A 26,387-nucleotide genomic window follows, 5' to 3' on the forward strand; every position below is an offset into this window, starting at 1 on the left:
CCGACCTTACCGGAGGGGGCGGAACCGCACGACCTGTTAATCGGTGGTGGGCGCCTGTGCCCGCGGGGCCAGGACGGGAAGCGAGGACAGTCCCCGGACGAGGCGAGTGCGACGCCACGTCAACTGGTCCTCGCGCACCGCCAGTTGGATGTGCCGGTGTCGCGCCAGGACGGCCCGCAGCACGATCTCCATCTCCGCCTTGGCCAGGGGCGCGCCGACGCAGCGGTGGATGCCGTGACCGAAGGCGAGATGCGCGGTGGCGTCGCGGTCCAGATCGAGCCCGTCCGGCTCCGGGAACCTCGCCGGGTCCCGGTTCGCCGCCCCGATCGCCACCAATACAGGTACTCCGGCCGGGAGTTCGGTGCCGCCGAGCGTGAGGGCTTCGGCGGTGAACCGGAAGGTGGAGGTGCTCACCGCGGAGTCGAAGCGGAGGAGTTCGTCCAGAGCGCCGGGAATCTCGTCCGGGTTGCGCCGCAGGCGGTCCAGCTGGTCCGGATGCCGGAGCAGCGCGAGAACCGCATTGCCGAGGGCGTGGGTGGTGGTCTCGTGACCGGCCACGAGCAACAGGACGGCCAGGGAGACCAGTTCCTCCTCGGTCAGACGGTCCTCTCCGTCGCGCGCTGCGATGAGCCGGTCCAGGAGTGAGCTGCCGGGGTCGCGACGCTTGGCCTCGATCAGTCCCGCCATGTACTCCGCCATCGCGTGCGAGGCGTCGTCGATGACACCGGGCTCCCCCGCGGCGAACAGCTCCGCGGACCATCGCCGTACGTCGCCCCTGTCGCCCGGTGGCACGCCGAGCAGCTCGCAGATGACGACGACCGGCAGCGGCACCGCCAGGCCGGTCACGAAGTCGAAGGGTTCCTCGGCATGCCACTGGTCCAGCAGTTCGTCCGTGACACGGGCGATGAACGGGCGCAGCCGCGCGACCGCCCCGGTCGTGAACGCCTTGGTCACCAGCCGGCGAAGCCGGGTGTGCCGTGGTGGGTCGCTCGCGAGCATGGTGTGGGCGACCGCGGGGTGCAGGCGTCGGCCTGAATCCTCTCCCGCGAAGAAGACGGCCGTGTCCTTCGAGAGCCGCGGGTCGTGGAGCGCCTCCCTGGCCTCCTTGTAGCCGGTGACCACGTAGTTGGTGCGGCCGCCGGAGCCTGCCGGAACGGGCCGCACAGGACAGTCGGCCCGCATGGCGGCGAGGGTCGGGTACGGGTCCCTGAGGAAGCGGGGATCCTGGGTCGGGTCGGTCATGACCTCAGGATCCAACGCCGTACGACGATTCGCGTGCCGTTCGCGTCATCGGCGTTGCCTAGGATCAGGGATCATGGACATCGCAGCGATACTCATCCTCTTGGTCGGCGTACTCATCACGGCAGGCACCATCGAGCGCAAGGTCGACCGCGCCGACCGCAGGACCGCCCGCGTCGAGCGGAAGCTGGACCTGATCATCGACCACCTGGAGATCGGGACCGACACGCTCGTCCCTGGACTCGACGGTGTACGCGCCCTGGTGCGGGACGGCAAGAAGATCGAGGCCATCAAGGCCTACCGCGAGGCGACCGGCGTGGGCCTCAAGGAGGCGAAGGACGAGGTCGAGCGCATCGAGTCGGGCGGGCGCTGACGCGAGGGCGGGGCGCACTTCCTGGCCGTCGGCGTCAGCGCGCCACTTCGATCCGGGTGACATGGTCCACGCCCTGGTCGGCGGTGCAGGCGGTACGGCCGTTCGCGGACAGGGGCCCCGCGGTGAACGAACGCACCGGCGCGTCATGCGTCACCCCTCCCGTCCGGCACCCATTGCGTTCACGGCCCCGCCGTCCGCCCCGAGCAGCTCCTCCGCGATATGACATGCGGCCAGCCGCCCGTCCACCTGGACCAGTTCCGGCTCCACCTGTCGGCACACGTCCCGCACCACCGGACACCGTGTGTGGAACCGGCACCCCGAAGACGGGTTGACCGGGGAGGGCGGGTCGCCCGCGAGGACGATGCGGCGGCGGCGCGGGGCGTCGGGTCTGCGGATCCGGTCGAGGGAGGGTTCGGCGGAGAGCAGGGCCTGGGTGTAGGGGTGGCCGGGGCGTTCGTAGAGGCGGGAGGCGTCCGCGTACTCGGCCACCTTGCCCAGGTACATGACCGCGATCCGGTCGGAGACATGGCGGACGACGCCGAGATCGTGGGAGACGAAGACCAGGCTGAGGCCCAACTCCCTTTGCAGGCGCAGCAGCAGGTTGACCACCTGGGCCTGCACCGACAGGTCGAGGGCTGAGACGGGTTCGTCGCACAGGAGGACGTCGGGGCCGAGGGCGATACCGCGGGCGATGCCGATGCGCTGGCGCTGGCCGCCGGAGAACTGGTGCGGGAAGCGGTCGGCGTGCGCGGGCTCCAGACCGACCAGTTCGAGGAGTTCCTCCACGCGGCGGCGGCGCCCCTGCTTCGGGACGGCGTCGGGATGGACGTCGAAGCCCTCACCGATGATGTCGCGCACCTTCATGCGCGGGTTGAGCGAGGCGTACGGGTCCTGGAACACCACCTGGACCCGGCGTCGCCAGCGGCGCAGTGCGGCGCCGCGCAACCGGCCGACGTCCTGTCCGTCGAAGGTGAGGCTGCCGGCGGTGGGCCGCTCCAGCGCGCACAGCAGGCGCAGCAGGGTCGACTTTCCGCAGCCGGACTCGCCGACGATGCCGAGGGATTCCCCTTTGCGCAGTTCGAGGTCGACGCCGTCGACGGCGCGGACCAGGGACTTGGTGCGTCCGGGCCGGAGACGGGGCGCGGTGTCGTAATGCTTGGCCAGGCCGGTCGCCTGGAGGAGTACGTCGCTCATGAGGCGCCTCCGGCCAGTGAGGGGGTGTCCGTGGTGTCGAGGGTGTCCGCGAGGTGGCAGGCGGCCTTGCGGGGGCCGCCCGGCAGGACACGCAGTTCGGGGCGCTCGGTGGCGCAGAGGTCGATCGCCTTGGGACAGCGCGGCCTGAAGGGGCAGCCGGTCGGCAGGCGCAGCATGTTGGGCGGGGTGCCGGGGATGGCGGGCAGTTCGAGGCCCTTCATCTCGCTCGACGGCATCGAGCGCAGCAGGCCCTGGGTGTAGGGGTGGGACGGAGCGCCGAGGACGAGCGGGGTGGGGCCCGATTCGATGACCCGGCCCGCGTACATGATGACGAGGTCGTCGGCGATCTCGGCGGCGACGCCCAGGTCGTGGGTGATGAGGACGACGCCCATGTCGCTGTCCTGCTGGATCTCCTCCAGGAGTTCGAGGATCTGGGCCTGGACGGTGACGTCGAGCGCGGTGGTCGGTTCGTCGGCGATGAGCACCTCGGGACCGAGCGCGAGCGCCATGGCGATCATGACGCGCTGGCGCATGCCGCCGGAGAACTCGTGCGGGTAGTCACGCACCCGCGCACGGGCGCTGGGGATGCCGACCCGGTCGAGCATCTCGGCGGCCCCGCGCATGGCGTCCTTGCGGGACATGCCGCGGTGCACCTGGTACAGCTCGGCGATCTGGCGGCCGACGGTGTGCACGGGGTTGAGGGCGGACAGGGCGTCCTGGAAGACGAGCGAGATGCGGCTGCCGATGATCCGGCGGCGTTCCTTCTCGGGGATCGCGATCAGGTCCTGGCCGTCGAAGAGTGCGCTGCCCGCGCGGACTCGTCCGGGTGGGCTGTCGAGGATGCCGGTGATGGCCTGAGTGGAGACACTCTTGCCGGAACCGGACTCGCCGAGGACGACGAGGGTCTTGCCCCGGTAGAGGGTCCAGGAGACCTCGTCGACGGCGCGCAGGGTGCCGCTCTGAGTGTCGAACTCTACGGTGAGGTCGGTGACTTCGAGTAGCGGGGCGGTGTGCTCGACGGTGTCGGTGGCGGTCATGTCCGCGCTCACCTCCGCAGCTTCGGGTCGAGCGCGTCCCGCACGGTGTCGCCCATCATCATGAAGGACATCACCGTCAGCGTCAGGAACAGCGCGGGGAAGACGAACAGATGGATGTCGTCGCGGTAGGAGGCGGCGATGGCGATCTGCAGACCCCATGAGATGGTCGGCGGCTGCAGTCCGATGCCCAGGAAGGTCAGCGCGGCCTCGGTGCCGACGGCGACACCGACCGAGAGCGTGGTGAGGGAGAGCAGCGGCGCGACGGAGTTGGGGAAGATGTGTTTGCGCAGGATGTGCGGGGCGGTCGCGCCGAGCACGCGGGCGGCGAGCACGTACTCGCGGCTGCGCACGGACAGCACCGTGGACCTCATCAGGCGCATCCCGGCAGGCCAGCCGAGCAGCACGATGACGAAGGCGATCGTCCACACCGAACGGGCCGAGAAGGCCTGGAGGATGACGATCATCGCGACGAGGCCGGGCAGCGCGAACAGGACGTCGGCGGTGCGGGAGACCAGGCCGTCGACGAAGCCGGGGAAGTATCCGGCGAGCATGCCGAGGGTGCAGGCCACCACGAAGCCGACGAGGCTGACGGAGACACTGACGAGGACCGAGGGGCGGGCGCCGTAGATGACGTTGGCGAAGTAGTCGCAGCCCTGGATGTCGTAGCCGAACCAGTGTGCCGCTGACGGTCCGATCTTGCTGTACCGCAGATTGCAGGCGGTGGGATCGGTGGAGGTGAACAGGCGTGGGAAGGCCGCCATCGCCACGATGACGAGGATCACCACACCGGACAGGACGAACCGCGGCTTGCGCAGCAGTTCGCGCAGGACCGCGGCGCCCGCGGGGGCGTCCTCCGCGGTCGGCTCGATCTCGGTCGCCACGACCAGGGCGGGGCTAGACATGACGCACCCGCGGGTCGAGGAGGCCGTAGAGCAGGTCGACGATCAGGTTGACGACCATGTAGCCGATGAGCAGGACTGTGGAGAGAGTGACGACGACTCCGCCCTCCTTCATTCCGATGGAGCGGAACATGAACTGGCCGATGCCGTTGAGGTTGTAGATGCCTTCGGTGATGATCGCGCCGCCGAGCGTGCCGGCCAGATCGAGACCGATGTACGTGATCACGGGGAGGAGGGCGTTGCGCAGCACGTGCCGCCACAGGATCCGCTGCGGGGACAGCCCCTTCGCGCGTCCGGTGCGCACGAAATCGGCGCCCGCCACCTCCACGAGACTGGTACGAGTGATGCGGGCGAGCCCGGCGAAGCCGAGCACGCCGAGGACGGTGGCGGGCAGCAGATAGCTGGTGGGCCAGCCGTCGGCGCTGCCGGAGACCGGGAACCAGCCGAGCTGGACGCTGAACAGGGACTGGGCGAAGAACATGACGACGAGTCCGGGCACGGCGAGCACCGCGAGGGTGGCGCCGAGCAGGGCCCGGTCCACGAGCCCGTCACGCCGCCAGCCGGCGTAGATGCCGAACAGCAGGCCGAAGACGGTCTGGATGGCGAGGGCGGTCAGTCCGAGCTGGAGGGTGACCGGCCACCGCAGGGCGAGCTGTTCACCGATGTCCTGGCCGTCGAAGGTCTGGCCCAGGTTGCCCCGCAGCAGGTTTCCCATGAAGTGCAGGTACTGGGAGAACAGCGGATCGTCGAGGTGGTAGTAGGCGCGTTTGGCCGCGATCACCGAGGGGGCGAGCGGCTTGTCGCCGGACAGTGCCTGTATGGGGTCGCCGGGCAGGGCGAACACCATCGCGTAGACGATGAACGTCACGATGATCCCGATCGGCACCATGATGATCAGGCGCCGGAGCGCATACCTGAACATCGTGGATCTCCTTGTGGTGTCGGGGAGTTCAGCGGGAGACGGTCGACCAGACCGGGTTGAGTCCGGCGTACGGGGAGTCCAGCGGCTCGACCCCGGGCGCGTGCAGATAGGCGTCCGGCTTGTGGTACAGCGGGATCATGGGCATCTGCTCGGCCTCCAGGTCCTCGGCGGCCTGGTACTTCTTGATGGCGGCATCCGGGTCCGCGAGCGCGTTGCCCTCGTCGATCAGCTTGTCGAGGGCGGGGTTGCTGTAGCGGGCGCCGTTCACATCGCCGTGGCTGCCGACGATGGGGGTGAGCCAGTCCTCGATGGACGGGTAGTCGTGGCCCCAGCCGCCCAGGTACATGCCGTCGACCTTGCCCTTGCTGAACAGGGCGCTGAGGTCGATGGCGGGCTTGCCGACGTAGGCAACCTTGATGCCGAGGTTCTGCCGCCACATGTTGCCCAGCGCCTCGGCGAAGACCCGCTGTCCGGGGTCGTCGCTGTTGTAGTACATCTTCAGCGTGCCCGGGAAGCCACCCGCCTGCTTCAGGAGCTGCTTGGCCTTGGTGACGTCCAACGTGCAGGCGTCACAGGTGTGTTCACGGTAACCGGGCAGCGAGGGCGCGGTGAACGAGGTGGCGGGGAAGGATCCCGCGCGCAGCCGGGTGAGCGCCTTGCGGTCCAGGGCGAGCGAGAGGGCGCGACGCACCTTCGGGTCCTTGTACGGACCGGAGTTGACCGGCGGAACGAGGTAGGTCATGTTGACCGCGGCCTTGGACACGGCCCCCTTGCCGGGGGCGTCCTTCTTGTAGGTGTCTCCCTTGGTGTCGGGGACGATGGTGTAGTCGACGTTGCCCGCGAGGAACTCGTTGTAGGCGGTCTCCGGGTTGGAGAAGAACCGGTAGGTGAGCTGGTCCGCGTCCGGCCCCTTGAGCGGGTACTTCTTGTTGCGGACCATGACGACCGGCTGCCCGGCCTTCCACTGGGACTTGAGCTTGTACGGCCCGTAGCCGATCGGCTTGTGGTCGTACGCGTCGGGGTCCTTGAGCACCTCGGGGGCGAGCGCGACGGAACCGTAATACATCAGCGTCGTCGGGTACGGGGAGAAGGCCTTGTCGAGCGTGACCCGGAAGGTGAGGTCGTTGATCACCTTCAGCCCCGACATCGTTGTCTTCTTGGGCTTGCCGCTCGCCGGATTGAGATCGTCGTAGCCCTCGATGCGGCTGAAGAAACCGTTGTTCTTGTAGCCGTGGGGGGCGTAGGCCGTGTAGTTCCAGGTGTCGACGAAGGCCTTGGCGGTCAGCTTCTCGCCGTTGGTGAAGGTCCAGCCCGGCTTGAGCTTGATGGTCCAGGTCCTGGCGTCCTTGGAGGTGACCGAGTCGGCCACGACGTACTTCAGTTTGCCGGTCTTCCGGTCGAGGTCGGTGAGCGGAGCCCACATGGCCCAGGCCAGCTGGATGCTGGTGGAGCTGTTGTCCTTGGCCGGGTTGATGGCGGGTATCTCGTTCTTCGAGGCCACGACGACGGACTTCTTGCCGCCCGAGGCGCCGTCGTCGGAGCCGCTCCCGGACGAACAGGCACTGGCGGCGACGGCCACCGCGAGGGCGGTGACGGCGTGGGCCGCATGACGAGATCGACGCATGCGCTTCTCCTTGGTGTCTCGGGGTGTGTGGACTGCGGGTGCCTCTCGGCGACGAGGACCGGTGGGGCTCAGCCGGCGCGTGGGCGAGGCGAGGCCGACCAGTTGGCCAGTAAGGGGAGTTCCGCCGCGCCCGCGTCCGCGATCCGCGCGCCCAGCCTCCGAACGGCCAGTGGCCGCCCCGCACAGACGCGGGCCAGGGCCCGGGCCGCGGCCGGCTGCGCGGCGACCCGATCGGCGCCGGCCATCCGGGTCAGCATGCGCAGCGACTCGTCCTCGCGCAGATAGGACAGCGGCACGGCGGACCGTCCGGGCAGCGTGGCGAGGCGCGACCGGCTGGTCACCAGCACCGCGCAGCCCGGGCCGCCCGGCAGCAAGTGCCGGACCTGCGCCTCGTCATGGGCGTCGTCGAGCAGGATCAGCAGGCGGCGCCGCGCGGTGAGGGTGCGGAAGCGGGCCGCACGGTGCGCGGCCCCGTCGGGAAGTTCCGCGGCGGGTACGCCCAGGTCGGCGAGGAGGCGACCCAGCACGTCGGCGGGGTCGGCCGGGCTCCCGGTGGCGCCACCGAGCTCCACGTAGAGCTGGCCGTCCGGGAAGCGGGGCGCGACCTGGTGGGCCACACGCACGGCGAGGGCCGACTTGCCGACGGCGGGTGGCCCTGTGACCAGGACACTGGGCCCCGCCGCCGTTCCGTGATGTGCGGTCAGAAGGTGCCGCAGTCGACCCAGTTCGGTCGCGCGCCCGGAGAAGTCGGCCAGGTCTCGCGGCAGTTGGGCGGGAACGAGGGCCGCATCGGCGACGCGGTGCAGCAGCCGGGGGTCGGCGGCGAGGATCCGCTCGTACATACGGGCCAGGCGTGGGCCGGGCGGCACACCGAACTCACCGACCAGAGTCCGCCGGATGCCGTGGTAGACCTCGAGCGCCTGCCCCGTCCGGCCGCCCCGGTGCAGGGCGAGCATCAGCAGGGTGTGCAGCCGCTCGTGGTGCGGGTGGGCGCGGGCCAATGGTCTCAGCACCTCGATGGGCTCCTCGGACGCCCCGTCCTCCAGGAGTACTTCGGCATGTTCGAGCCGGGCGTTGAGGCGCAGTTCACCGAGCCGCAGCCGCTCGGCATCGACGAACGGGGCGGCCGCGCCCGCCAGGGCCTCCTCCCCTGTCCATCCGGCCAGCGCCCGCTCGTACCCGGACCGGGCGGCGTCGAGGTCGCGGTGGCGGCGGGCCGCGCGCGCCTCGGTCACGGCGTCCTCGAAGCGCCACAGGTCGAGCTCGTCACGCCCTAGTTCGATCCCGTACGCGGTGTTGTGGGTGACGAGGACACGAGGTGAGCTGCGGCGCGGGCGGTCGGGTTCGAGGACCTTGCGCAGGCGCGCCGCGTAGGTCGCCAGGAGCCCGTGGGCGCCGGTCGGAGGGCGCTCGCCCCACAGGGCGGCCACCAGTTCGTGCCGCTCCACCGGCCGCCCGCCGTGCAGCAACAGCACGGCGAGCAGGGCGAGTTGCTGGGGTGTACCGAGGTGGAGCCCGGTTCCCGCCCGCAGCGCACGGACCGGGCCGAGAACCTCGTAGCGCACGACGTCCCGCCGTCCGGTGCCAAACGTTTCCATGCCCTACTCCCTCCCTGCTGACGGACAGGCGCGGCGCCTCGCGCCGGTGCCGCGGGCGACACCGGCGGCGGTACCGGTAGGACACGGCGCTCCGACCGCCCGCGGGGCAGCGGACCACCGCATGCGTCATCACTCGTGACTCACTCTGGACCAAGGAGTCATATGATGAATGCGGGAATCTTGGCAGGTGCCCGCCACCCGCACAAGCCCTCTTGCTCCGTATTCAATGTGCTGCCCATCGACCGGAGTTGAAGTCATACGATGACTCACCGGCTGACTACAGTGCTCCGAACGTCGGCGCCATGCCGGATGTCCAGCGGATCGCGCCGCGCTCAGGGGGAGGAAACCGATGTCGGCAGTGGAGAAGGCGTTCCATGGATTGCGCCGGATGATCGCCACGGAGCGGCTGGGGCCCGGTGAGCGGATACCGGCCGAGGCCGACCTGTGCGCCGAACTCGGTGTCTCCAGGGGCCCGTTGCGGGAGGCGGTACGCATGCTCGCGGCACTGGGGGTGATCGAGCCCCGGCACGGCTCCGGCACCTACGTCTCCGGGCTGCGCCCGCAGGATCTGATCGGCAGCCTGTCGCTCACGGTGGATCTGCTGCCACTGGCCGGCCTGCTCGAGATGTACGAGATCCGGCGGCTGCTCGAGGGGCACGCCGCGGCGCGTGCGGCGGCACGCCGCACCAGCGAGGACATGCACATCCTCAACACCCTTGTCGAAGCGATGGAGTCGGCGGAGGACCCGGACAAGGCCTCGGCGCTCGACCACGACTTCCACTGCGAGATCGCACGCATCGGCGCGAACCCGACGCTCGCCGCGTTGATCTCGGTCTTCCGCTCCCGCTCCCGCAAGTACCAGATCTTCACTCTCCCCGAGGGCCCGGACCTGCGGCGCCGCAGCGACGAGGGCCACCGGGAGCTGACCCGGGCGATCGCCGACCGCGATCCGGCAGCGGCGACCTGCGCGGCCCACGCACATGTGGCCCAGGCCGAACGCTGGTTGCGCGAGCTGATGCCGACGGTCGGCGCGCCCGAGGACGCGAGCGGCCCCGCACCGGCCACGAGGCGGGACGGTGCGGGGCCGGGCCACGCCGACCGGATCAGCGGGTGAAGGTGGACCTGATCGGGTCGACGCCCGCGTAGGCGGAGTTCAGCGGCTCGACGCCCTGCGCGTGCAGGTAGACGGTGCGCGACAGGGACAGCGGGATCACCGGCATGTCCGCGGCGACCATGTCCTCCACCTTCTGGTAGGCCTTGATCGCCTGCTGCTGGTCGGCGATGCCGTTCGCCTTCTCAAGACCCTTGTCGACCTCGGGGTTGTCGTAGTTGCCGGTGTTGATGTCACCGTAGGAGGCGAACAGTGGGGTGAGGTAGTCCTCGATCGACGGGTAGTCGTGGCCCCATCCCTGGATGCGGATGCCGTCGAGCTTGCCCGCGTCGTCCAGCTTGCCGATCTCGCTTCCCGGCTGACCCGCGTACTTGACCTTGATGTGGAGGTTCTGGCGCCACATGTTGCCCAGCGCCTCCGCGTAGACCTGGCTGCCGGGGTCGTCGGTGGCGTAGTAGATCTTCAGCGCTCCGGGGAAGCCGCCCGCCTCGCTCAGCAGCTTCTTCGCCTTGGTCACGTTCAGGGTGCAGTCGGGGCAGGTGTTGTCGCGATGGCCCGCGATGCTCGGTGGTGTGAAGGACTTCGACGGGACGGTGCCGGGCTTGACCTTGGCGAGAGCGGCGCGGTCCAGGGCGAGGGACAGGGCCCGGCGCACCTTGAGCTTGTCGTACGGCTTCACGTTGACGTGCAGGACCAGATGGCCCACTCCCACGGCCGCCTTGGTCCGCAGATAGCGGCCGGCGGCCTCTTGCTTGTACGTGTCGATCTTCGAGGCCGGCAGTGGGGCGAAGTCGAGGTTCCCCGCCAGGAACTCGTTGTAGGCGGTCTCCGGGTTGGCGAAGAACCGGAAGGTGATCGACTCGGCCTCCGGGGCGTTCCCGCCCTTGTAGCCCTTGTTGCGCACCAGCTTGACCGGTTGCCCGGCCTTCCAGGCGCCGTCCAGCTTGTAGGCCCCGTAGCCGATCGGTTTGTGGGTGTACTTCCCCGGGTCCTTCAGCACCTCGGGAGCGAGCGCCGCGACACCGAGATAGCTGAGGGTCGTCGGGTAGGGCGAAAAGGACTTCTTCAGCTTCACCTGGAAGGTGAGGTCGTCGATGACCTTCAGGCCGGAGAGCGTGTCACGCTTGGGCTCGCCCTTCGCCGGGTTGAGCGCCTCGTAGCCCTCGACCCGCTGGAAGAAGCCGTTGTTGGCGAAGCCGTTCGGCGCGTACGCGGTGTAGTTCCACGTGTCCACGAAGGATTTCGCGGTGAGCTTGTCGCCGTTGGTGAACGTCCAGCCCGGCTTGATCTTGATGGTCCAGGTCCTGGCGTCCTTCGACTTGATCGAGTCGGCGACCACGTTGCGCAGGTGACCGTCCTTCGGATCGACCTGCGTGAGCGGCGCCCACAGAGCGGACTCGATCTGGATGCCGGTCGCACCGAGGTCGTTGTTCGGGATCAGGTGCGGCACCTCCGCCGCGGTGCCGATGGTGAGGTGCTTGCCCCCAGCTCCGCCGCCCGTGCCGTCCGAGTCTCCGGAGCCGCCCGAACAGGCAGCCAGACAGAGGGCCAGGGCCGCGGCCGCCACCGCACCACCGACGCTGCGCGTTCGTCTCATCGAAGCTCCTCGCGGGTGACGGAACGGGCCCGGGCCCCCGCCACGTCGACATCTGGTGAACGGGCGGCGACGGTAGGGAGGCGTCCGATGACACGTCAAGGACGGCCGGGCGCCCCCGCACCCGGTGTCCTGCGGTGGCAGGACCCGAGTCCGGCAACTGTCCGCGAGGAAGATTTCGGATGACTCGGGCGGGAGAGGGCAGCGAAGGGGGTGTTGCGTCACGCACCGTCAGCTCATTGCCGGAAGCGCGGGTGGGGTGGGACGTGCGGGGACGTCCATTCGACGTCCATCGGAGGCCACCCGAGCGGTGTGCCGGTCACGTCGGCACCAAGCCGCCTCAGCACTCCGTGAAGCCCACCCCTTCCGCCGCCGCCCCACCCGCATCCGTCTCGTACCGGCTCAGCGCAGCCACCTTCTCCGCCGAGGAGCTGGTCGGGTCGAAGCGGTGTTGCAGCCACTCGGAGGCGAGTTTGCGGGCCAGTTCCAGGCCGACCACGCGTTGGCCCATGCACAGCACTTGCGCGTTGTTGCTCTTCACCGAGCGTTCCACGGAGTACGCGTCGTGGGCGGTCACCGCGCGGATGCCGGGGACCTTGTTCGCGGAGATCGCCACGCCGAGGCCCGTGCCGCAGATGAGCAGGGCGCGGTCGGCCCGGTCCTCGGCGACGAGGCGGGCCGCGGCCACGCCGATGTGCGGGTAGGCGGTCGTGCCGTCGGCCTCCACGCCGACGTCGAGCACTTCGCAGACGCGATCGTCGGCCTGGAGGTCGGCCTTGATGCGTTCCTTGTACTCGAAGCCGGCGTCGTCGCAGCCGACGACCAGACGCAGCCGGTCCGTCATGCCGTTGTCACTCCTTGTCGGTTCGGTTCGTGCGCCTGCCCCTGTACGTGCGGCTCCTTGGCCAGTGCCGTCACGATCAGGGCCAGCGAGGTCGCTCCCGCGTCGGGAGTGCCCAGGCTGCGCTCGGCGAGCGGGCGGGCCCGGCCCACCTTGGGGCGCAGGTCCTTGGTCGACTCGGCGGCGTGGGTCGCCGCCTCGGCCGCCGTGCGCCAGGCCTCGGCCGGGTCGGCGCCGGAGTCCGTCGCGCGTTGCAGTGTGTCGGCGAACGGGAGCAGGGCGTCGAGCATCGTCTTGTCGCCCGGCGCCGCCCGGCCCAGGTCGCCGATGGCCTCGGTGAACGCCCGTACGCCAGTGGTGACATCGGCCGCCGTGTACGCGTCCGCCTCGTCGTCCAGTGCGCGTCCGAACGCTTCCAGCGCCGCGCCCCACAGGACGCCCGATGTGCCGCCCGCGTACTCGGCCCAGGACTGGCCCGCCTGCCGCAGCAGCCATCCGGCGCCGGCGTCCCGGCTCGCCCGCTCGGCACGCTCGGCGGCGAACCGGGCGCCGCGGACCATGCCGCGGCCGTGGTCCCCGTCACCGGCGACCGCGTCGATGCGGCCCAGCTCCTCCTCGTTGTCCACCATGGTGCGGTGGATGGTCGACAGCGCCGCGCGCACTCCGTCGGCCAACTCGCGGGCGGCGGGCGACGCTTGGGGGATCTCGGTGACCGATGCCGCTCCGCCGGTCGCGTCGGAGGCTCGCAGGCCGGACAGCGGTGCGCGTGCCTTGCGGTACGCCGGGGTGTAGGCGTCGGCGCGCCAGCGCGGCTCCAGATCCTCGTCCAGCCACATCAGGGTGAGCGAGCAGCCGCCCATGTCGAGGCTGGTCACCAGCTCGCCGACCTCGGGGTCGACGACCTCGATGCCGCGCTCCCGGAGCCGTGCGGACACCCGGCCCCAGAGGAGGAAGAGTTCCTCGTACTTGGTGGCACCGAGGCCGTTGAGGATCGCGCCCACCCGGTGGTCGGCGGAGGCAGGTGTCTCCTGGAGGAGGCGTTCCACGAGGAGCGCCGCCAGCTCGTCGGCCTTCAGCATCGGGACGTCCTCGATGCCCGGTTCGCCGTGGATGCCGAGGCCGAGGCCGAGGTGTCCCTCGGGCACCTCGAAGAGCGGCTCCCCCGCGCCCGGCAGTGTGCAGCCGGAGAAGGCCACGCCGAGGCTGCGCGTCGCGGCGTTGGCGGCGTGGCCGAGGCGTTCCACTTCGTCGAGGTCGAGGCCCTCGGCGGCCGCCGCGCCCATGACCTTGAAGACCGTGAAGTCGCCCGCGATGCCCCGGCGTTTGCCCGCTTCCTCGGCGGACGCCACGTCGTCGGTGACGATCACGATCCGGGTGTCGATGCCCTCGGCGCACAGCCGCTCCGCGGCGATCCGGAAGTTCAGCACGTCCCCGGCGTAGTTGCCGAAGCTGAGGATCACGCCTCTGCCCTGGTCGGCGGCCTTCGCCACCGAGTAGACCTGGGTCGCCGACGGCGAGGTGAAGATGTTGCCCACCACGGCGCCGTGGGCCATGCCAGGGCCGACCGTTCCGCAGAAGGCCGGGTAGTGTCCCGATCCGCCGCCGATGACGACCGCCACCTGGGGGCGCTCGCCGCGGTGTGCGACGACGCCTCCGGGTACGCCGCGCAACCGGTCCGCGTACAGGTCGAGAAAGCCGGCCAGCTGGTCCTCGGCGAAGTTCGCCGGGTCGTCGAAGAGTCTGGTCACGAGGGGTACCTCCAAGAACTACTACGGTGCGTCGCGACGGTGCGCTGTCGGGCCTGCGGGCTCAGCGGGCCATGACGGCCCCGGCCCGCTCCTCCTGCGAACTCGCTTCGCTCTGACGCACGTTGAGGAACGACACCATCACGAAGGCCGCGCCGTACAGCACGACGAACGCCCACACCACTCCGGCGTTGCCGAGGCCGGCCGACAGCACGGCGGCGACCACCGCCGAGCCGAGGAACGAGGCACCACCGGCCGCCGTGGTGTACATGGCCATGGCCGCGCCCTTGAACTCCGCGGGCACCAGCGCCGGCATGATCGCGCCCATCGGCACGAACCCGGCGAGCAGGCAGCCGAACACGCAGCCCGCGACGACGGACACCCAGAAGCCCCAGGTGGACCCCGCGGGCACCAGCTGCGGCACGTACCACCAGGCGAGCAGCCCGACGGAGGAGCCGAACACACCGAACCACTGCACGGTGCGGCGCCAGCCCCAGCGGTCTCCGATGGCGCCGAACAGGGCGTTGACGAGGATGTTCGTCGCGTAGACGAGGACGGTCATGGTGAGCCAGCGGCTCTGTCCCCAGCCACGGTCGTCCGCGATGACGCCCGGCAGGATGATGAACATGCCGTACTGGGGCGCGGTGTTGATCAGCCGGACGAGGAAACCCATCAGGACCTTGGGCTGACGCGCCGTCAGGCGCAGCCCGGCGGACAGGACTTCGAAGGAGGTCTTGTCGGCCGGGGCCACCCGCTGCGAGCCGTGCGGCTCCTTGACGGCGAACCGGGCGATCAGGAAGCCGATGACCACCAGGGCGGTGGAGGCCGCCATGGCGCCGGTCTCGCCGCCGGTCGAGCCGCCGAACGCCGGGATCATGCCGAGTGCGAACAGCGAGCCCAGCGTGGGCAGTCCGCCGGTGAACATGACGTAGAACCAGCCGACCGCGGCGCCGTTGCGCTCCTTCGGCGACACCAGGTTCACCCACACCAGGAAGGCGAAGGCGAACAGCGGATAGCCGAAGCCGCGCAGGAAGTAGGTGAGGAAGACCATCGGCATGCTGCCGGCGGCGAGGCCCGCGAGGAACAGCACCTCGAAGACGACCCACACGGCGGTGCCAAGGAGCATGACCCGGCGGGGGCCCCACAGGTCGGTGAGGGCGCCGGAGAGGTAGCTGCCGACCAGTACGGACACGCCGTACATGGAGATGATGGTGCTGGCCGTCGCGGTGGTGCTGCCCAGGACGTGCTCGATGTGCGGGGCGATGAAGTTGGACTCGGTGCCGTTGCCTGTCATGAAGACCAGGACGGCGACGAAGCCCCAGCGCAGCGAGTGGGGTATGCCCATGCGGTCGAGCCGGGTCTCGTGGGCCTGCGCGGCCCCGGCGGCCGCGGCCGTCACGCGATCACCCCGTCGGCCTCGGCGTTGGGCAGGATCGACACCTTCACGGAGGCGCCGGAGGTGTCGGCGACCAGGTCGAGCGCCTTCTGGAAGTCGCGCAGACCGAACTGGTGGGTGCAGATGTCGTCGACCGGCACCTTGCCCTCCTCCAGGAGACGGATCGCGGCGGGCCAGCAGTGCGGGCCCAAGTGGGCGCCGCGGACGTCGAGTTCCTTGTCGTCGGAGATGATCGACCAGTCGACCGTGACGTCCGAGCCGAAGACCGAGTACTCGACGTACGTGCCCAGCTTGCGCAGCAGGTTGAGGCCCTGCGCGACGGCGGGCGTGGCGCCGGTGCCCTCGAGGTAGACGTCGGCGCCGTAGCCGTCGGTCAGCTCCTTGACGCGGGCGACGACGTCTTCCTTGGCGGGGTTGAGGACGATGTCGGCGCCCGTGCGGCGGCCCAGTTCGAGCTTGTTGTCGTCCAGGTCGAGCGCGATGATCTTGAGCGGGTTCTTCTGCCGCGCACCCGCGATGAGGCCCAGGCCGATGGGGCCGCAGCCGGCGACCACGACGACGTCCTCGAAGTGGATGTCGGCGCGCTCCACGGCGTGCAGGGCGCAGGAGAGCGGCTCCGCGTACGCGGCGTGGTGCGGCTTCAGATCGTGCGAGACCTTGTGGGCGCGGGCGTTGGGCGGAATCACCATGTACTGCGCCATGGCGCCGTGGTGGTTGCGGAAGCCGAACATGTCGTGCGGGCCGCACATCCAGTACTGACCGCGCCGACAGTAGCGGCACTCCTCGCACGGCACGATCTGCTCGCAGGCGATGCGGTCACCGACCTGCACGCCGTGGGCCGCGAGGGCGGCGTCCGCACCCGCGGCCACCACGCCCACGAACTCGTGACCGGGGATGATGCCGCGCTGGGCCCAGGCAGGACGGTTCTCGTCGCCCCAGAACTTGGGGGCGCCGTGGTAGCACTTGAGGTCGCTCGCGCACACCCCCACCGCCTCGGTCCGCAACAGCAGTTCGCCGGGTCCCGGCGTCGGGACATCGACCTCTTCGAGTCGATAGTCCTCGGGCCCGTGGACGACCACGGCCTGCATTCGCTTCGGCACACTGATCACTACTACCTCCATTGGCAGTCGGCTCTTGCGCAGATGAGATGCGGTTGGGGACACGGATCCGTGTGGGGGTGGATCCGGTGGGTTCGCGGTGGTTGTGCGGGTGTTCCGGTGGGTCGGGACCCGGGCCGGATCAGGCCTCGGCGGTGCCTTGGCTCAGGGCGGCGACCTGCACGGTGACACCGTCCTCGCGCAGCGCCTCCAGTTCGGCCGCGGAGATGCGCTCGTCGACGATCACGAGGTCGAAGTCGGAGAGCGGGGCGACCCGGTGCAGCGCCCGTTTCCGGAACTTGGTGTGGTCGACGAGCAGGATCCTGCGCTGGGCGGCCTCCAGGAGCGCCCGCTTGACCAGGATCGCCTCCTGCGACTGGTGGTAGCAGTGGCCGTCCGCGACCGCCGACGTCGAGATGAACACGGTGTCGGCGCGCAGGGGTTTGATGTGGTCGCAGGTCGCCATGCCCTGGAAGGCGTCGTAGTGCGGGTCGTAGCTGCCACCGAGGGAGATCAGCTCGATGCCGGGGCGCCCGGCCAGCGCGTTGACGATGGCGAGGAAGTTGGTGATGACGGTGAGCGAACCGCTCTCGGGCAGCGCGCGGGCGAGGGCGAGCGAAGTGGTGCTGTCGTCCAGCAGGATCGCCTGACCGCGGTCGATGTGCTCCAGGGCGGCGCCGGCCAGCGCCTTCTTCGCCTCGCCCTGCTGCGTCGTCCGGTAGCGGACGTTGCTCTCGAAGAGCACGGACTGCTGGGCCGTGGCCGCCCCGCGCGTCTTGCGGAGCCAGCCCTCGTCGGCGAGGCGGTCCAGGTCGCGGTGGATGGTCATCACGCTGACCCCCAGCTCCCGCGCCAGGTCCTCGATGCGGGCCGAGCCCAGCTCGAGCACCCGGTCGCGGATGCGCTCCTGGCGCGCCTGCGGGTTCAGCAACTCTGCTGATCCCGTGGGGAGTTCATCGGTGCTCACGGCGTTTCCTTCCTGCCACTGACCGACAAGCTAACAGCGAACCCCTCAAACACAACACCCCTCGTGTTAGGAATGTGTTCTGCCTTGTGATGCCTGACCGCGCTCGCGGTGCCGTGCCACGGCGTCGTTGTTGGCGCAGCGCACCGAGCAGTAGGTTCGGCGGCCACCCCGGGAGGTGTCGACGAAGGCCAGGGCGCAGTTCCGGCGTGCGCAGCGGCCCAGTCGGCCGGCGTCGGCGGAACAGATCACGTAGGCGAGTCCGGCGGCGGTGACGGCGCGGATGTGTGCGGCCGCGTCGGCGCCGATCGCGCTGTAGTGCAGGTGGGGGCGCCCGTCGTGCAGGGAGATCCGGGGGCTGCTCGACGCGTCGGCGAGCAGTTCGTTGACCGCGTGGCACCGCTCTTCGAGGTCCTGCCGCCCGAAGCACACGGCCAGGCGCCTGCTCCAGTTCCAGATCGACTCGGTCTGCGCGGTGGTGAGTGCGCGGTGCACGACGCCGTGCGCGGCGAGCAGTGTCTCCAGGCTCTCGGGGTGTGGTGGCTCCGTCAGGTTGACCAGGTCCGCCGCGAGCCGGGCGGCCTCACCGCCGTAATGGTTGAAGTGCATAAGGGCATTACAGCACCGTGTGTCGCGGGCCGTGCCGAAGGCGCCGGCACCGAGCGTGCGGAGGACGCGGATGGACACGACGGTGGAGGGTCCACGCCCGCGGTCGCGGGGCGCGGCGGTGGCACCGGCGCTGATGCTCACCCAGATCGCCAGCCTCCAGGTGGGTTCCGCCGTGGCGAAGGGCGCGTACGCCGCCGTGGGGCCCACGGCGCTGGCCGGTATGCGGCTGTGCTTCGCCGCCGTGATCCTCTGGCTGCTCGTCCGGCCCCGGCTGCGGGGGATCACGGCAGCTCAGTGGCGCGCGGCCGGCGCGCTCGGCCTTGTCCTCGCGGCCATGAACCTGGCCTACTTCCAGGCCATCGGCCGACTTCCGATCGGCGTGGCCGCGACGCTCGAACTGCTCGGCCCGCTGGCCCTGTCGATCGCGCTGTCCCGCCGGATCGAGCACCTCGTGGTGGGCCTGCTGGCCCTGGCGGGCGTCCTGCTGCTGGCGGCCCCGGGCGCCTCGCTGCCCGCGGCCGGGCTTGTCCTGGGCGGGGCCGCGGGGGTGTGCCGGGCCGCGTACGTGGTCCTGAGCCGGCGGGTCGGCCACCTGTTCCCCGATTGGACGGGACTGACGCTGGCGCTGGCCGTCGGCGCGTGCGTGCTGACCCCGGTCACCGCCGTCACGGACGGCGACCGGGTGGCGGCCCACCCGTCCGTCCTGTTCACCGGGCTTCTCGTGGCACTGCTGTCCTCGCTGATCCCGTACGCGCTGGACATGACGGTGCTGCGGCGCATCGACGCCCGGGCCTTTGGTGTGCTGCTCGCGCTGAGCCCCGCGGTGGCGGCGGGGGTCGGTTTCGCGCTGCTGGACGAGGAGTTGACCGGGCGGCAGTTGGGGGCGGCCGGGCTGATCGTCGCGGCGGGAGTGTGGTCGGTGCGGAGGGCCGCCCGGTGAAGTGCTGAAGCCCGGCCCCCATTCCGATGTGCGGCCCCATCTTGCCCAGGATACGTTTCGGAAACCGGCTGGCTTTGGTTTTCGACAGGGGCAGGAGGCAGGTGATGCGGCCGCAGAAATGGCGGCTCAACGCGACTTCTCGTGTGCCACGGTTCTCCCTGCTCGTACCGCTGCTGGGATTTCTTGCGGGTGGCATCTGGGGAATCGTCACCACCGAAATCGACCAGGCCCTGTCCTCGGTGTCCTCGCTCGCGAACGATCCGGACTTCCAGGCATTCCGCGATCCGAGCCGGGCGGTCATCGAATCGGTCGGGCCACCCATGCTCACCTTCATCGGCGTGGTCTTCTCCCTGACCCTGGTGGCGGTTCAGATGGCCGCCGAGAACCTCACACCGCGCGTGGTGCGTCTGTTCATGCAGAGCCGGGTGACGAAAACCGCCCTGGCGCTCTTTCTGGGGACTTTCTTCTACACGCTCGTGGTGCGGTATCTGTCATTGCGTGTCGAGGACCAGCAGGGCCGGAAGGACGTCTTCGTCCCGTTCCTCTCCGGCTTCTTCACCATGGTCCTGGTGACCTGCTGCATTCTCGCCTTCATCGCCTACGTGCAGCACACACTGCGTCTCATGCGCTTGACCGAGGTCATCGACCTGCTCATGCGAGAAACGCTCAAGAGCGTGCGCCTGGTCCAGGGGCTGAGCAGGGCACAGGATCCGTCGCACGAGGAGGACCGCGCCGCGGAACACGAGGTGCTTCATGCGTCACTCCCGGGCGTACTGATCGGATTCCACAGGAAGGCGATGGTCAGGGAAGCGGCCAGGAGTAAGTGCCGACTGCGCTTGCTGGCCCGCACCGGGGACTATCTCGTGCCGGGCAGCCCGCTTTTCGCGGTGTACGAAACGGAGCACGAGGCGGTGCGCCGGCCGGAACGATTTCGGCGGCACATCCGCACCGGCAGCGAGCGCGGTTCGGCGGAGGATGTGGCCTTCGGTCTTCGGCAGCTCGTGGACATCGGGCTGCGGGCGCTGTCCGGTTCGGTCAACGACCCCACCACCGCCGTGCAGGTGCTCGACCGGATTCAGGTCGTCCTCACCGCCTGCGTGCGCGTGCCGTGGGGAAACATCGAGCACCGGGACAGGGCAGGCGTCGTCCGGCTGGTCGAAATCGCTCCTTCGTGGGACGACCTGGTGGTCCTGGGGTGCGAGGAGATGCTCCTGCACTGCGGCCCCGCGCCGCAGGTGACACGACGATTCGCCGCTCTCCTGCGGGACCTGGAGGTCCTCGCCCCGCCCGAGCGCCGCGCGGTGGTGACGGGCTACCGCAAACGCCTGGCGCAGCACGTGGAACACACCTTCCCCGACCCCGAGCGACGGCTCTTCGCCGCGGTTCCGGACCGGCAGGGGATCGGGTGACCGCGCACACTCCGTCAGCCGTGCCGTCGTCCGAAAGGAGGGGCCGTGGGGTCGTGGTTCACGCGTGAGATCGTCGACCAGGGGCAGCTCCCGCTGTTCTGTCTGCTGGCGGCGTTCATCCTCACGTTCGGGTTCATCCGGTTCAGCGTGCGCATGATCCGGGCCCAGGTCCGGTGGTGGCCCGGCAATGTGACGCCGGGCGGCCTGCACATCCATCACGTCGTCTTCGGTGTGGTGTTCATGCTGCTCGGCGGCGTGGGCCTGGTCGCCGTGCGCACCCCCACCCCGGCGGTGCAGTCGTCCCTGGCCGCCCTCTTCGGCATCGGGGCGGCTCTGGTGCTCGACGAGTTCGCGCTCATCCTGCATCTGCGTGATGTCTATTGGCAGCGTGAGGGGCGCGCCTCCGTCGAGGCCATCTTCGTCGCCGTGGCGACCATCAGTCTGATGCTCATGGGATTCCGTCCGGTGCCGCTGATCAGTGCGAAGACCGATCTCGGCGACGGCACGTCCATGGCGGTCTCCGTCGTCTTCTGGTTGCTCCAGGCCTCTCTCGCCGTGATCACGCTGCTCAAGGGCAAGTTGTGGACCGGCTTGATCGGCGTGTTCATCAACGTGTTCCTCGTGGTGGGCGCCATCCGTCTGGCCCGGCCGAACTCCCCGTGGGGCCGGGCACGCTATGCGCCCGGTTCCCGAAAGGCCGTTGCCTCCCGAAGGCGGGAGGCCCGGTGGTGGACGCCCATCAACCAAAAGAAGGTCGCGGTGCAGGAACTGCTCGCGGGCAAGCACAACCTGGCGCCCGAGGAGCCTCCCGGTGAGGCAGACCGGGATTCGAGGTAACGGAACGGAAGGGACATTCCCTCATGGCCACCAGTGTGTCGACCGAGTCCCCCACCACGGCCTTGCCGGAGGGTGAAGGACCCGGCCCGTGGACCCGGAAGGTACCGAAGGCCCTTTCGGCCGCCTTCGGCACGGTGGCGGTCTACTGTGCGCTGATCGCGGTCGTCGCGCCGCTGCGCCGTCTGCTGCACCCGGTGACCCGCTTCCTGGACACGCTCACCGTCCCGGTCAGCGCCAACCTGGCCTATGCGGCCTTCCTCCTGCTGCTCGCCGGGGCGACCGCGGCCCGCAAGAAGGTCGCCTGGTGGCTGGTCGTGGTCTACCTCGGCCTGCTGATCGTGGCGGACGCCCTGGGTGTCTGCTTCGGACTGTTCGCCGAGTCGCTTCCCTCCCTGATCGTGTGCGCGGTCGTTCTCGTCGTTCTGCTCCCCGCACGCCGCGAGTTCCGCGCGCGGACCCGGCACGGCTCGCTGCGCCGGGCGCTGTCGGCCCTGCTGCTCGGCCTTGTCGTGGCCGTCCTCGTGGGCTGGGGGCTCGTCGCGCTCTTCCCCGGCACCCTTCGGGCCGACCAACGGCTGCTCTGGGCGGCGGACAAGGTGTGTGGCGGTCTGGTGTCGGCGAGCCACTACGACGGCGCCCCACCGCGCCCGCTGGCCTTCCTCCTCGGACTCTTCGGCGCCCTGGTCCTGCTCAACGCCTGCGCGGTCCTGTTCCGCTCGCAGCGCATGGAGGCGGCCCTGCACGGTGACGAGGAGCCCCGCCTGCGTCTCCTGCTCGGCGCCTATGGTGCCCACGACTCCCTGGGCTACTTCGCCACGCGCCGCGACAAGGCGGTGGTCTTCTCGCCCAGCGGCAAAGCCGCCGTCACCTACCGCGTCGAGGCAGGTGTGTGTCTCGCCAGCGGTGACCCCGTCGGTGACCGGGAGGCGTGGCCGCACGCGATCGCCGCATGGCTGGACGTGGCCCGCGGGTTCGGCTGGTCCCCCGCCGCGATGGGCGCGTCCGAAGACGGGGCGACCGCCTTCGCGCGGGCCGGCCTCGGCGCTCTGCAACTGGGCGACGAGGCCATCGTCCACACCGCCGACTTCGACCTCGGCCACCGGGACATGCGCGTCACCCGGCAGGCGGTCGGCCGGGTGCGTCGCAGCGGTGCCACGTGTCGTATCCGCCGGCACTCAACCCTGACGGACGCGGAGATGCGGGACGTCGTCGACAAGGCGGACGCCTGGCGCGACACCGAGACCGAGCGCGGGTTCTCCATGGCCCTCGACCGCCTCGGCGACCCGCTCGACGGTGACTGCCTGCTGGTCGAGGCGCTCGGGGCGGACGGCCGACTGCTGGCGCTGCTGTCCTTCGTGCCCTGGGGCAAGGACGGCGTGTCCCTGGACCTGATGCGCCGCGACCGCAGCGCGCCCAACGGTGTCACCGAGTTCATGGTCGCCGAGCTCTGCGAGGCCGCCTCCCGGATCGGTGTCCGCCGGGTCTCGCTGAACTTCGCGGTGTTCCGCTCCGCGTTCGAGGAGGGCGCACGGATCGGCGCCGGCCCGGTGCTGCGGTTGTGGCGCAGGCTGCTCCTCTTCTCCTCCCGCTGGTGGCAACTGGAGAGCCTGTACCGCTCCAACGCCAAGTACCGGCCACAGTGGTATCCCCGTTTCATCTGTTACGCGGACGCCGCCGCCCTCGCCCGGATCAGCCTCGCCTCCGGTATCGCCGAGGGCTTCGTCTCCGTCCCTTCGCTGCGCCGCCTGTGGGGCAAGGGCCATGCCGGCTCCGCGGTCGGCGCCCCGGCGACCACCGAACACCTGCCGCCCATCGAGGCGCTGCACCTGGGCCAGGACGGGCCCGATTCCGAGGAGCGCGGGGCCTCCCGACAGCCGGAGCAGGTGCGGATGCGTCACCGCAAGCTCGACCGGCTGCTCGCGAAGGGTGTCGATCCCTACCCCGTGGCCGGACTCGCGCACACCCACACACTGGACGAGATCACCGCCGGGCTCGACGGCGAACAGGTCACCGTCGGGGGCCGGCTGATGTTCGTACGCGACTTCGGCGGCATCGTCTTCGCCGTGCTGCGCGACTGGTCGGGCGACCGGCAGCTCGCCCTCAGCCGCGACCGCGCGGGGCAGGGCCTCATCGACACCTTCACGGCGGACACCGACATCGGCGACCACGCCACGGTCACCGGCGAGGTCGGCGCGAGCGACAGCGGCGAGGTCACCGTCTTCGTCACCGACTGGACGCTCACCGGGAAGTGCCTGCGCCCGCTTCCGGACAAGTGGCACGGTCTCGCCGACCCCGAGGCGAAGGTCCGGCGCCGCTATCTCGACCTCGTGACGAGCCCCGACACCCGCGAGGTGGTGCGCGCCCGGTCCGTCGCGGTGCAGGCGCTGCGCCAGGGCCTGTTGGAGCGCGGCTATCTCGAGGTCGAGACGCCGATGCTGCAACAGATCCACGGCGGCGCCAACGCCCGCCCGTTCACCACGCACATCAACGCCTACGACCTCGACCTGTATCTGCGCATCGCGCCCGAGCTGTATCTGAAACGGCTCTGTGTCGGCGGCCTGGAGAAGGTCTTCGAGATGGGCCGCACCTTCCGCAACGAGGGCGTCTCCTACAAGCACAACCCCGAGTTCACGATGCTCGAGGCCTACCAGGCGCACGCCGACTACGACGTGATGCTCGATCTCACCCGAGAACTGATCCAGAGCGCCGCCGTCGCCGCCTTCGGCTCGCCCGTCGCCCGCAAGGACGGCGTCGAGCACGACATCTCGGGGCCCTGGCCCGTGAAGACGGTGTACGGGGCCATCTCCGAAGCACTCGGAGAAAGCGTCGATGCGGACACCGAACTGCCGCGGCTGCTGCGGCTCTGCGAGCGGGCCCAGGTGCCGTGCGCGCCCGACGAGGTCCGCGGGGACGTCGTCCTGGAGATGTACGAGCGGCTCGTCGAAAAGAAGACCCAGCTGCCCACCTTCTACAAGGACTTCCCCACCGACGTCTCGCCGCTGACCCGGCAGCACCGCGGCGATCCCAGGCTCGCCGAACGCTGGGACCTCGTCGCCTTCGGCACCGAACTCGGAACCGCTTACAGCGAGTTGACCGACCCTGTCGAACAGCGCCGCCGCCTCACCGCCCAGTCGCTGCTGGCCGCCGGGGGCGACCCCGAGGCCATGGAACTGGACGAGGACTTCCTCGACGCCCTCGAGTACGCGATGCCGCCCACGGGCGGACTCGGCATCGGCGTCGACAGGCTCGTCATGTTCCTCACCGGGCGCACGATCCGCGAGACCCTGCCCTTCCCCTTGGTCCGCCGGCACTGATCGGGCCCGACCCGAACGACAGGCCCTAGGCTCGTCCTTTGTCCCGCCAAGCCGACGGAAAAGAGGACTGAGTTGCATGGCTGAAGGAACGAGACCGTCCGTCATGAGGTCGCGCGGCGTGCCGCACCTGATGGTGGTGGTGCTGTTCTGCTTCTCGGGGTTCGCGCTGCTGCTGCCGGTGTCCCCGCAGTGGGCCCTGGACGGAGGGGCCGACGAGTTCGGTGCCGGACTCGTCACCGCCGTCCTGATGACCATGACGGTCGCCTCCCAGCTGTGCGTCAAGGCCACGCTCCGCAGGCTGGGGTGGGCGCGCACGTTCGCCCTCGGCGCCCTGCTGCTCGGCCTGCCCGCCCCGTTGCAGGCGCTCAGCGACAACCTGTGGCCGATCCTGGCCACCACGGCGCTGCGCGGCGCGGGCTTCGGCATCATGACCGTGTGCGGGGCCACCGCGGTGGCGGCCCTGGCCCCGGCCGGCAGGCAGGGCGCGGCCATCGGTCTGTACGGCCTGTCGATCGCGCTGCCCCAGATGGTGCTGACCCCGGCGGCGCCGGCCCTGGTCGCGGCGTTCGCCCTGCCCGCGATCCTCGCGTGCGGCATCCTCCCGGTGCTCGCCCTGCCGTTCACCCCCGCCCTGGGACGCGCCCTCGACGCCCACACCGACGCGCCCGCGCCCGAGCCCGGCCCCGCCGCTCCCCGGAAGGCGACGGCGGCCACGTTGCGGCGCATCCTGATGCCGGTGGTCCTGCTGCTGCTCGTGACCGTGGCCGGGGGCGCGATCCTCACCTTCACCCCGCAGTTCGCCGGCTCACCGGGAGCGGCCGCCGGGGCACTGGTCACCTTCACGGCGACCGCGGCGGTGACCCGCTGGAGCTGTGGCGTGCTCGCGGACCGGTTCAGCGCCCGGCCGCTCAACTTCAGTCTGCTGCTCGCGGCGTGCACGGGGCTCTGCCTCGTCGCCTGGGCCGTGCGTTCCGGACCCGCCGTCCTTCCCGGCCTGCTGGGCGGGCTCCTGCTGCTGGGGGCGGCGTACGGAGGGCTGCAAAGCGTCACCCTCGTACAGGCTCTGAACCGGGCGGGCGTGGAGAACCGGCACACCACATCCGTCGCCTGGAACATCGGCTTCGACGCGGGCACCGGCCTCGGCTCGCTCCTGCTGGGCCTCGCCGCCCAGGTGGCCACCTTCTCCTTCGGCTTCCTGCTGATGGCGGCGGCGACCGCGGTCGCGGCGGTCGTGACCCTGCGCACCGGGCGCGGCCCTGCCGCTCCCCCGTCACCTCCCTGCGCGGAAGGTGCCACGGAGGCACCACAGGACAAGAAACAGGACCCGGAACAGGACACGAAGCAGGACACGAAGCAGGACAGAAAGCGGGGCACCTTTTCGGACTGCTAAGGCCTGTCGTTCGGATCGGGCCCCAGGCGGCGCGGGGCGCGGGCGCCCACCCGGTCGGCATCCCGCTACGCTCCCCGTCCCGCCCGCCTACCGTCGGCTGCGTACGCGCCGCAGCTCCCGGGTCTCCAGGGACAGCGCCGCACCCGTGATGCGAGCCCCTGTTCGGAGCGGTCCGGGCTCCTCCTACGGGCCCCGGAGCGCGCCGAAAGCAGGGGCCGTTCGGCCCGGCGCCCAGGAGCGGAACCGCTGCTAGC

General features: G+C 70.3%; 21 protein-coding genes. 7 read left to right on the top strand and 14 right to left on the bottom strand.

All coding sequences use genetic code 11. The annotated features are described in order from the left end of the window. Nucleotides 1-36 precede the first annotated feature (36 nt). Nucleotides 37-1,242: a cytochrome P450 family protein gene (locus ACNYS0_RS03365; protein ID WP_422471120.1), complete on the bottom strand. Its 1,206-nt coding sequence runs from the start codon at nucleotides 1,240-1,242 to the stop codon at nucleotides 37-39. A 73-nt stretch (nucleotides 1,243-1,315) separates the two neighbouring features. Here ACNYS0_RS03365 and ACNYS0_RS03370 point away from each other — a divergent pair, with 73 nt between their 5' ends. Further along, on the top strand, nucleotides 1,316-1,612 hold the full coding sequence (locus tag ACNYS0_RS03370; RefSeq protein ID WP_422471121.1) for a ribosomal protein L7/L12: 297 nt from the start codon (nucleotides 1,316-1,318) through the stop codon (nucleotides 1,610-1,612). Between the two features lie 150 nt (nucleotides 1,613-1,762). Here the strand turns inward: ACNYS0_RS03370 and ACNYS0_RS03375 are convergent, their stop codons facing one another. The 6 genes from ACNYS0_RS03375 to ACNYS0_RS03400 form a co-directional block, all read right to left on the bottom strand. Continuing rightward, nucleotides 1,763-2,806, bottom strand: a complete 1,044-nt coding sequence (locus ACNYS0_RS03375; protein WP_422471122.1) for an ABC transporter ATP-binding protein — start codon at nucleotides 2,804-2,806, stop codon at nucleotides 1,763-1,765. Then, nucleotides 2,803-3,843 (bottom strand): ABC transporter ATP-binding protein, encoded by a 1,041-nt coding sequence (locus tag ACNYS0_RS03380; RefSeq protein WP_422471123.1) that lies wholly within the window; start codon nucleotides 3,841-3,843, stop codon nucleotides 2,803-2,805. The genes ACNYS0_RS03375 and ACNYS0_RS03380 overlap by 4 nt, the downstream gene beginning before the upstream one ends. 8 nt (nucleotides 3,844-3,851) lie before the next feature. Then, nucleotides 3,852-4,745: an ABC transporter permease gene (locus ACNYS0_RS03385; protein ID WP_422471124.1), complete on the bottom strand. Its 894-nt coding sequence runs from the start codon at nucleotides 4,743-4,745 to the stop codon at nucleotides 3,852-3,854. After that, nucleotides 4,738-5,664: an ABC transporter permease gene (locus tag ACNYS0_RS03390; RefSeq protein ID WP_422412823.1), complete on the bottom strand. Its 927-nt coding sequence runs from the start codon at nucleotides 5,662-5,664 to the stop codon at nucleotides 4,738-4,740. The genes ACNYS0_RS03385 and ACNYS0_RS03390 overlap by 8 nt, the downstream gene beginning before the upstream one ends. A gap of 28 nt (nucleotides 5,665-5,692) precedes the next feature. After that, nucleotides 5,693-7,288 carry a peptide ABC transporter substrate-binding protein gene (locus tag ACNYS0_RS03395; RefSeq protein ID WP_422471125.1) on the bottom strand — a complete coding sequence of 532 codons (1,596 nt, stop codon included), beginning with the start codon at nucleotides 7,286-7,288 and terminating at the stop codon, nucleotides 5,693-5,695. A gap of 68 nt (nucleotides 7,289-7,356) precedes the next feature. Further along, entirely contained in the window at nucleotides 7,357-8,886 is a 1,530-nt protein-coding gene (locus ACNYS0_RS03400) for an AfsR/SARP family transcriptional regulator (protein WP_422471126.1), read from the bottom strand. Nucleotides 8,887-9,235: 349 nt separating this feature from the next. On the opposite strand from ACNYS0_RS03400, the gene ACNYS0_RS03405 reads away from it, so the two are divergent. Then, a complete protein-coding gene (locus tag ACNYS0_RS03405; RefSeq protein WP_422471127.1) occupies nucleotides 9,236-10,000 on the top strand; it encodes a FadR/GntR family transcriptional regulator in 765 nt (254 codons plus the stop codon). Here ACNYS0_RS03405 and ACNYS0_RS03410 read toward each other — a convergent pair. The 7 genes from ACNYS0_RS03410 to ACNYS0_RS03440 form a co-directional block, all read right to left on the bottom strand. After that, nucleotides 9,990-11,594: a peptide ABC transporter substrate-binding protein gene (locus ACNYS0_RS03410; RefSeq protein WP_422471128.1), complete on the bottom strand. Its 1,605-nt coding sequence runs from the start codon at nucleotides 11,592-11,594 to the stop codon at nucleotides 9,990-9,992. The two genes, ACNYS0_RS03405 and ACNYS0_RS03410, sit on opposite strands and share 11 nt — an antisense overlap. A 337-nt stretch (nucleotides 11,595-11,931) precedes the next feature. Beyond that, nucleotides 11,932-12,435, bottom strand: a complete 504-nt coding sequence (locus ACNYS0_RS03415) for a ribose-5-phosphate isomerase (RefSeq protein WP_422471129.1) — start codon at nucleotides 12,433-12,435, stop codon at nucleotides 11,932-11,934. Continuing rightward, the gene (locus ACNYS0_RS03420) at nucleotides 12,432-14,180 is read right to left on the bottom strand and encodes a dihydroxyacetone kinase family protein (RefSeq protein WP_422471130.1); all 1,749 of its coding nucleotides are present in this window, start codon (nucleotides 14,178-14,180) and stop codon (nucleotides 12,432-12,434) included. The genes ACNYS0_RS03415 and ACNYS0_RS03420 overlap by 4 nt, the downstream gene beginning before the upstream one ends. Before the next feature lie 61 nt (nucleotides 14,181-14,241). After that, a complete protein-coding gene (locus ACNYS0_RS03425; RefSeq protein WP_422471131.1) occupies nucleotides 14,242-15,576 on the bottom strand; it encodes an MFS transporter in 1,335 nt (444 codons plus the stop codon). Beyond that, on the bottom strand, nucleotides 15,573-16,682 hold the full coding sequence (locus ACNYS0_RS03430) for a zinc-binding dehydrogenase (RefSeq protein ID WP_422471132.1): 1,110 nt from the start codon (nucleotides 16,680-16,682) through the stop codon (nucleotides 15,573-15,575). Before ACNYS0_RS03430 ends, ACNYS0_RS03425 begins: the two co-directional genes overlap by 4 nt. Nucleotides 16,683-16,812: 130 nt before the next feature. After that, entirely contained in the window at nucleotides 16,813-17,637 is an 825-nt protein-coding gene (locus ACNYS0_RS03435; RefSeq protein ID WP_422471133.1) for a DeoR/GlpR family DNA-binding transcription regulator, read from the bottom strand. Between the two features lie 66 nt (nucleotides 17,638-17,703). Then, nucleotides 17,704-18,243 (bottom strand): CGNR zinc finger domain-containing protein, encoded by a 540-nt coding sequence (locus ACNYS0_RS03440; RefSeq protein ID WP_422471134.1) that lies wholly within the window; start codon nucleotides 18,241-18,243, stop codon nucleotides 17,704-17,706. Nucleotides 18,244-18,313: 70 nt separating this feature from the next. Here ACNYS0_RS03440 and ACNYS0_RS03445 point away from each other — a divergent pair, with 70 nt between their 5' ends. The 5 genes from ACNYS0_RS03445 (at nucleotide 18,314) to ACNYS0_RS03465 (ending at nucleotide 26,133) form a co-directional block, all read left to right on the top strand. Then, a complete protein-coding gene (locus ACNYS0_RS03445; protein ID WP_422471135.1) occupies nucleotides 18,314-19,183 on the top strand; it encodes an EamA family transporter in 870 nt (289 codons plus the stop codon). 41 nt (nucleotides 19,184-19,224) lie between these two features. Next, on the top strand, nucleotides 19,225-20,592 hold the full coding sequence (locus ACNYS0_RS03450; protein ID WP_422471136.1) for a DUF2254 domain-containing protein: 1,368 nt from the start codon (nucleotides 19,225-19,227) through the stop codon (nucleotides 20,590-20,592). A gap of 45 nt (nucleotides 20,593-20,637) precedes the next feature. Then, the gene (locus ACNYS0_RS03455) at nucleotides 20,638-21,429 is read left to right on the top strand and encodes a hypothetical protein (protein ID WP_422471137.1); all 792 of its coding nucleotides are present in this window, start codon (nucleotides 20,638-20,640) and stop codon (nucleotides 21,427-21,429) included. Between the two features lie 23 nt (nucleotides 21,430-21,452). Then, entirely contained in the window at nucleotides 21,453-24,743 is a 3,291-nt protein-coding gene (lysX, locus tag ACNYS0_RS03460; RefSeq protein ID WP_422471138.1) for a bifunctional lysylphosphatidylglycerol synthetase/lysine--tRNA ligase LysX, read from the top strand. A 76-nt stretch (nucleotides 24,744-24,819) separates the two neighbouring features. Next, entirely contained in the window at nucleotides 24,820-26,133 is a 1,314-nt protein-coding gene (locus ACNYS0_RS03465) for an MFS transporter (RefSeq protein ID WP_422471139.1), read from the top strand. Nucleotides 26,134-26,387 lie beyond the last annotated feature (254 nt).

Origin of the sequence: Streptomyces anthophorae (genome assembly GCF_049310305.1) — a bacterium.
GTDB lineage: Bacteria > Actinomycetota > Actinomycetes > Streptomycetales > Streptomycetaceae > Streptomyces.

What these genes read in the sequence shown, in the direction of transcription:
- ACNYS0_RS03380 (WP_422471123.1), bottom strand. Translation starts at nt 3,843, where the DNA reads ATGACCGCCACCGACACCGTCGAGCACACCGCCCCGCTACTCGAAGTC.
- ACNYS0_RS03365 (WP_422471120.1), bottom strand. Translation starts at nt 1,242, where the DNA reads ATGACCGACCCGACCCAGGATCCCCGCTTCCTCAGGGACCCGTACCCG.
- ACNYS0_RS03390 (WP_422412823.1), bottom strand. Translation starts at nt 5,664, where the DNA reads ATGTTCAGGTATGCGCTCCGGCGCCTGATCATCATGGTGCCGATCGGG.
- ACNYS0_RS03465 (WP_422471139.1), top strand. Translation starts at nt 24,820, where the DNA reads ATGGCTGAAGGAACGAGACCGTCCGTCATGAGGTCGCGCGGCGTGCCG.
- ACNYS0_RS03370 (WP_422471121.1), top strand. Translation starts at nt 1,316, where the DNA reads ATGGACATCGCAGCGATACTCATCCTCTTGGTCGGCGTACTCATCACG.
- ACNYS0_RS03410 (WP_422471128.1), bottom strand. Translation starts at nt 11,594, where the DNA reads ATGAGACGAACGCGCAGCGTCGGTGGTGCGGTGGCGGCCGCGGCCCTG.
- ACNYS0_RS03375 (WP_422471122.1), bottom strand. Translation starts at nt 2,806, where the DNA reads ATGAGCGACGTACTCCTCCAGGCGACCGGCCTGGCCAAGCATTACGAC.
- ACNYS0_RS03415 (WP_422471129.1), bottom strand. Translation starts at nt 12,435, where the DNA reads ATGACGGACCGGCTGCGTCTGGTCGTCGGCTGCGACGACGCCGGCTTC.
- ACNYS0_RS03445 (WP_422471135.1), top strand. Translation starts at nt 18,314, where the DNA reads ATGGACACGACGGTGGAGGGTCCACGCCCGCGGTCGCGGGGCGCGGCG.
- ACNYS0_RS03400 (WP_422471126.1), bottom strand. Translation starts at nt 8,886, where the DNA reads ATGGAAACGTTTGGCACCGGACGGCGGGACGTCGTGCGCTACGAGGTT.
- lysX (WP_422471138.1), top strand. Translation starts at nt 21,453, where the DNA reads ATGGCCACCAGTGTGTCGACCGAGTCCCCCACCACGGCCTTGCCGGAG.
- ACNYS0_RS03405 (WP_422471127.1), top strand. Translation starts at nt 9,236, where the DNA reads ATGTCGGCAGTGGAGAAGGCGTTCCATGGATTGCGCCGGATGATCGCC.
- ACNYS0_RS03385 (WP_422471124.1), bottom strand. Translation starts at nt 4,745, where the DNA reads ATGTCTAGCCCCGCCCTGGTCGTGGCGACCGAGATCGAGCCGACCGCG.
- ACNYS0_RS03395 (WP_422471125.1), bottom strand. Translation starts at nt 7,288, where the DNA reads ATGCGTCGATCTCGTCATGCGGCCCACGCCGTCACCGCCCTCGCGGTG.
- ACNYS0_RS03440 (WP_422471134.1), bottom strand. Translation starts at nt 18,243, where the DNA reads ATGCACTTCAACCATTACGGCGGTGAGGCCGCCCGGCTCGCGGCGGAC.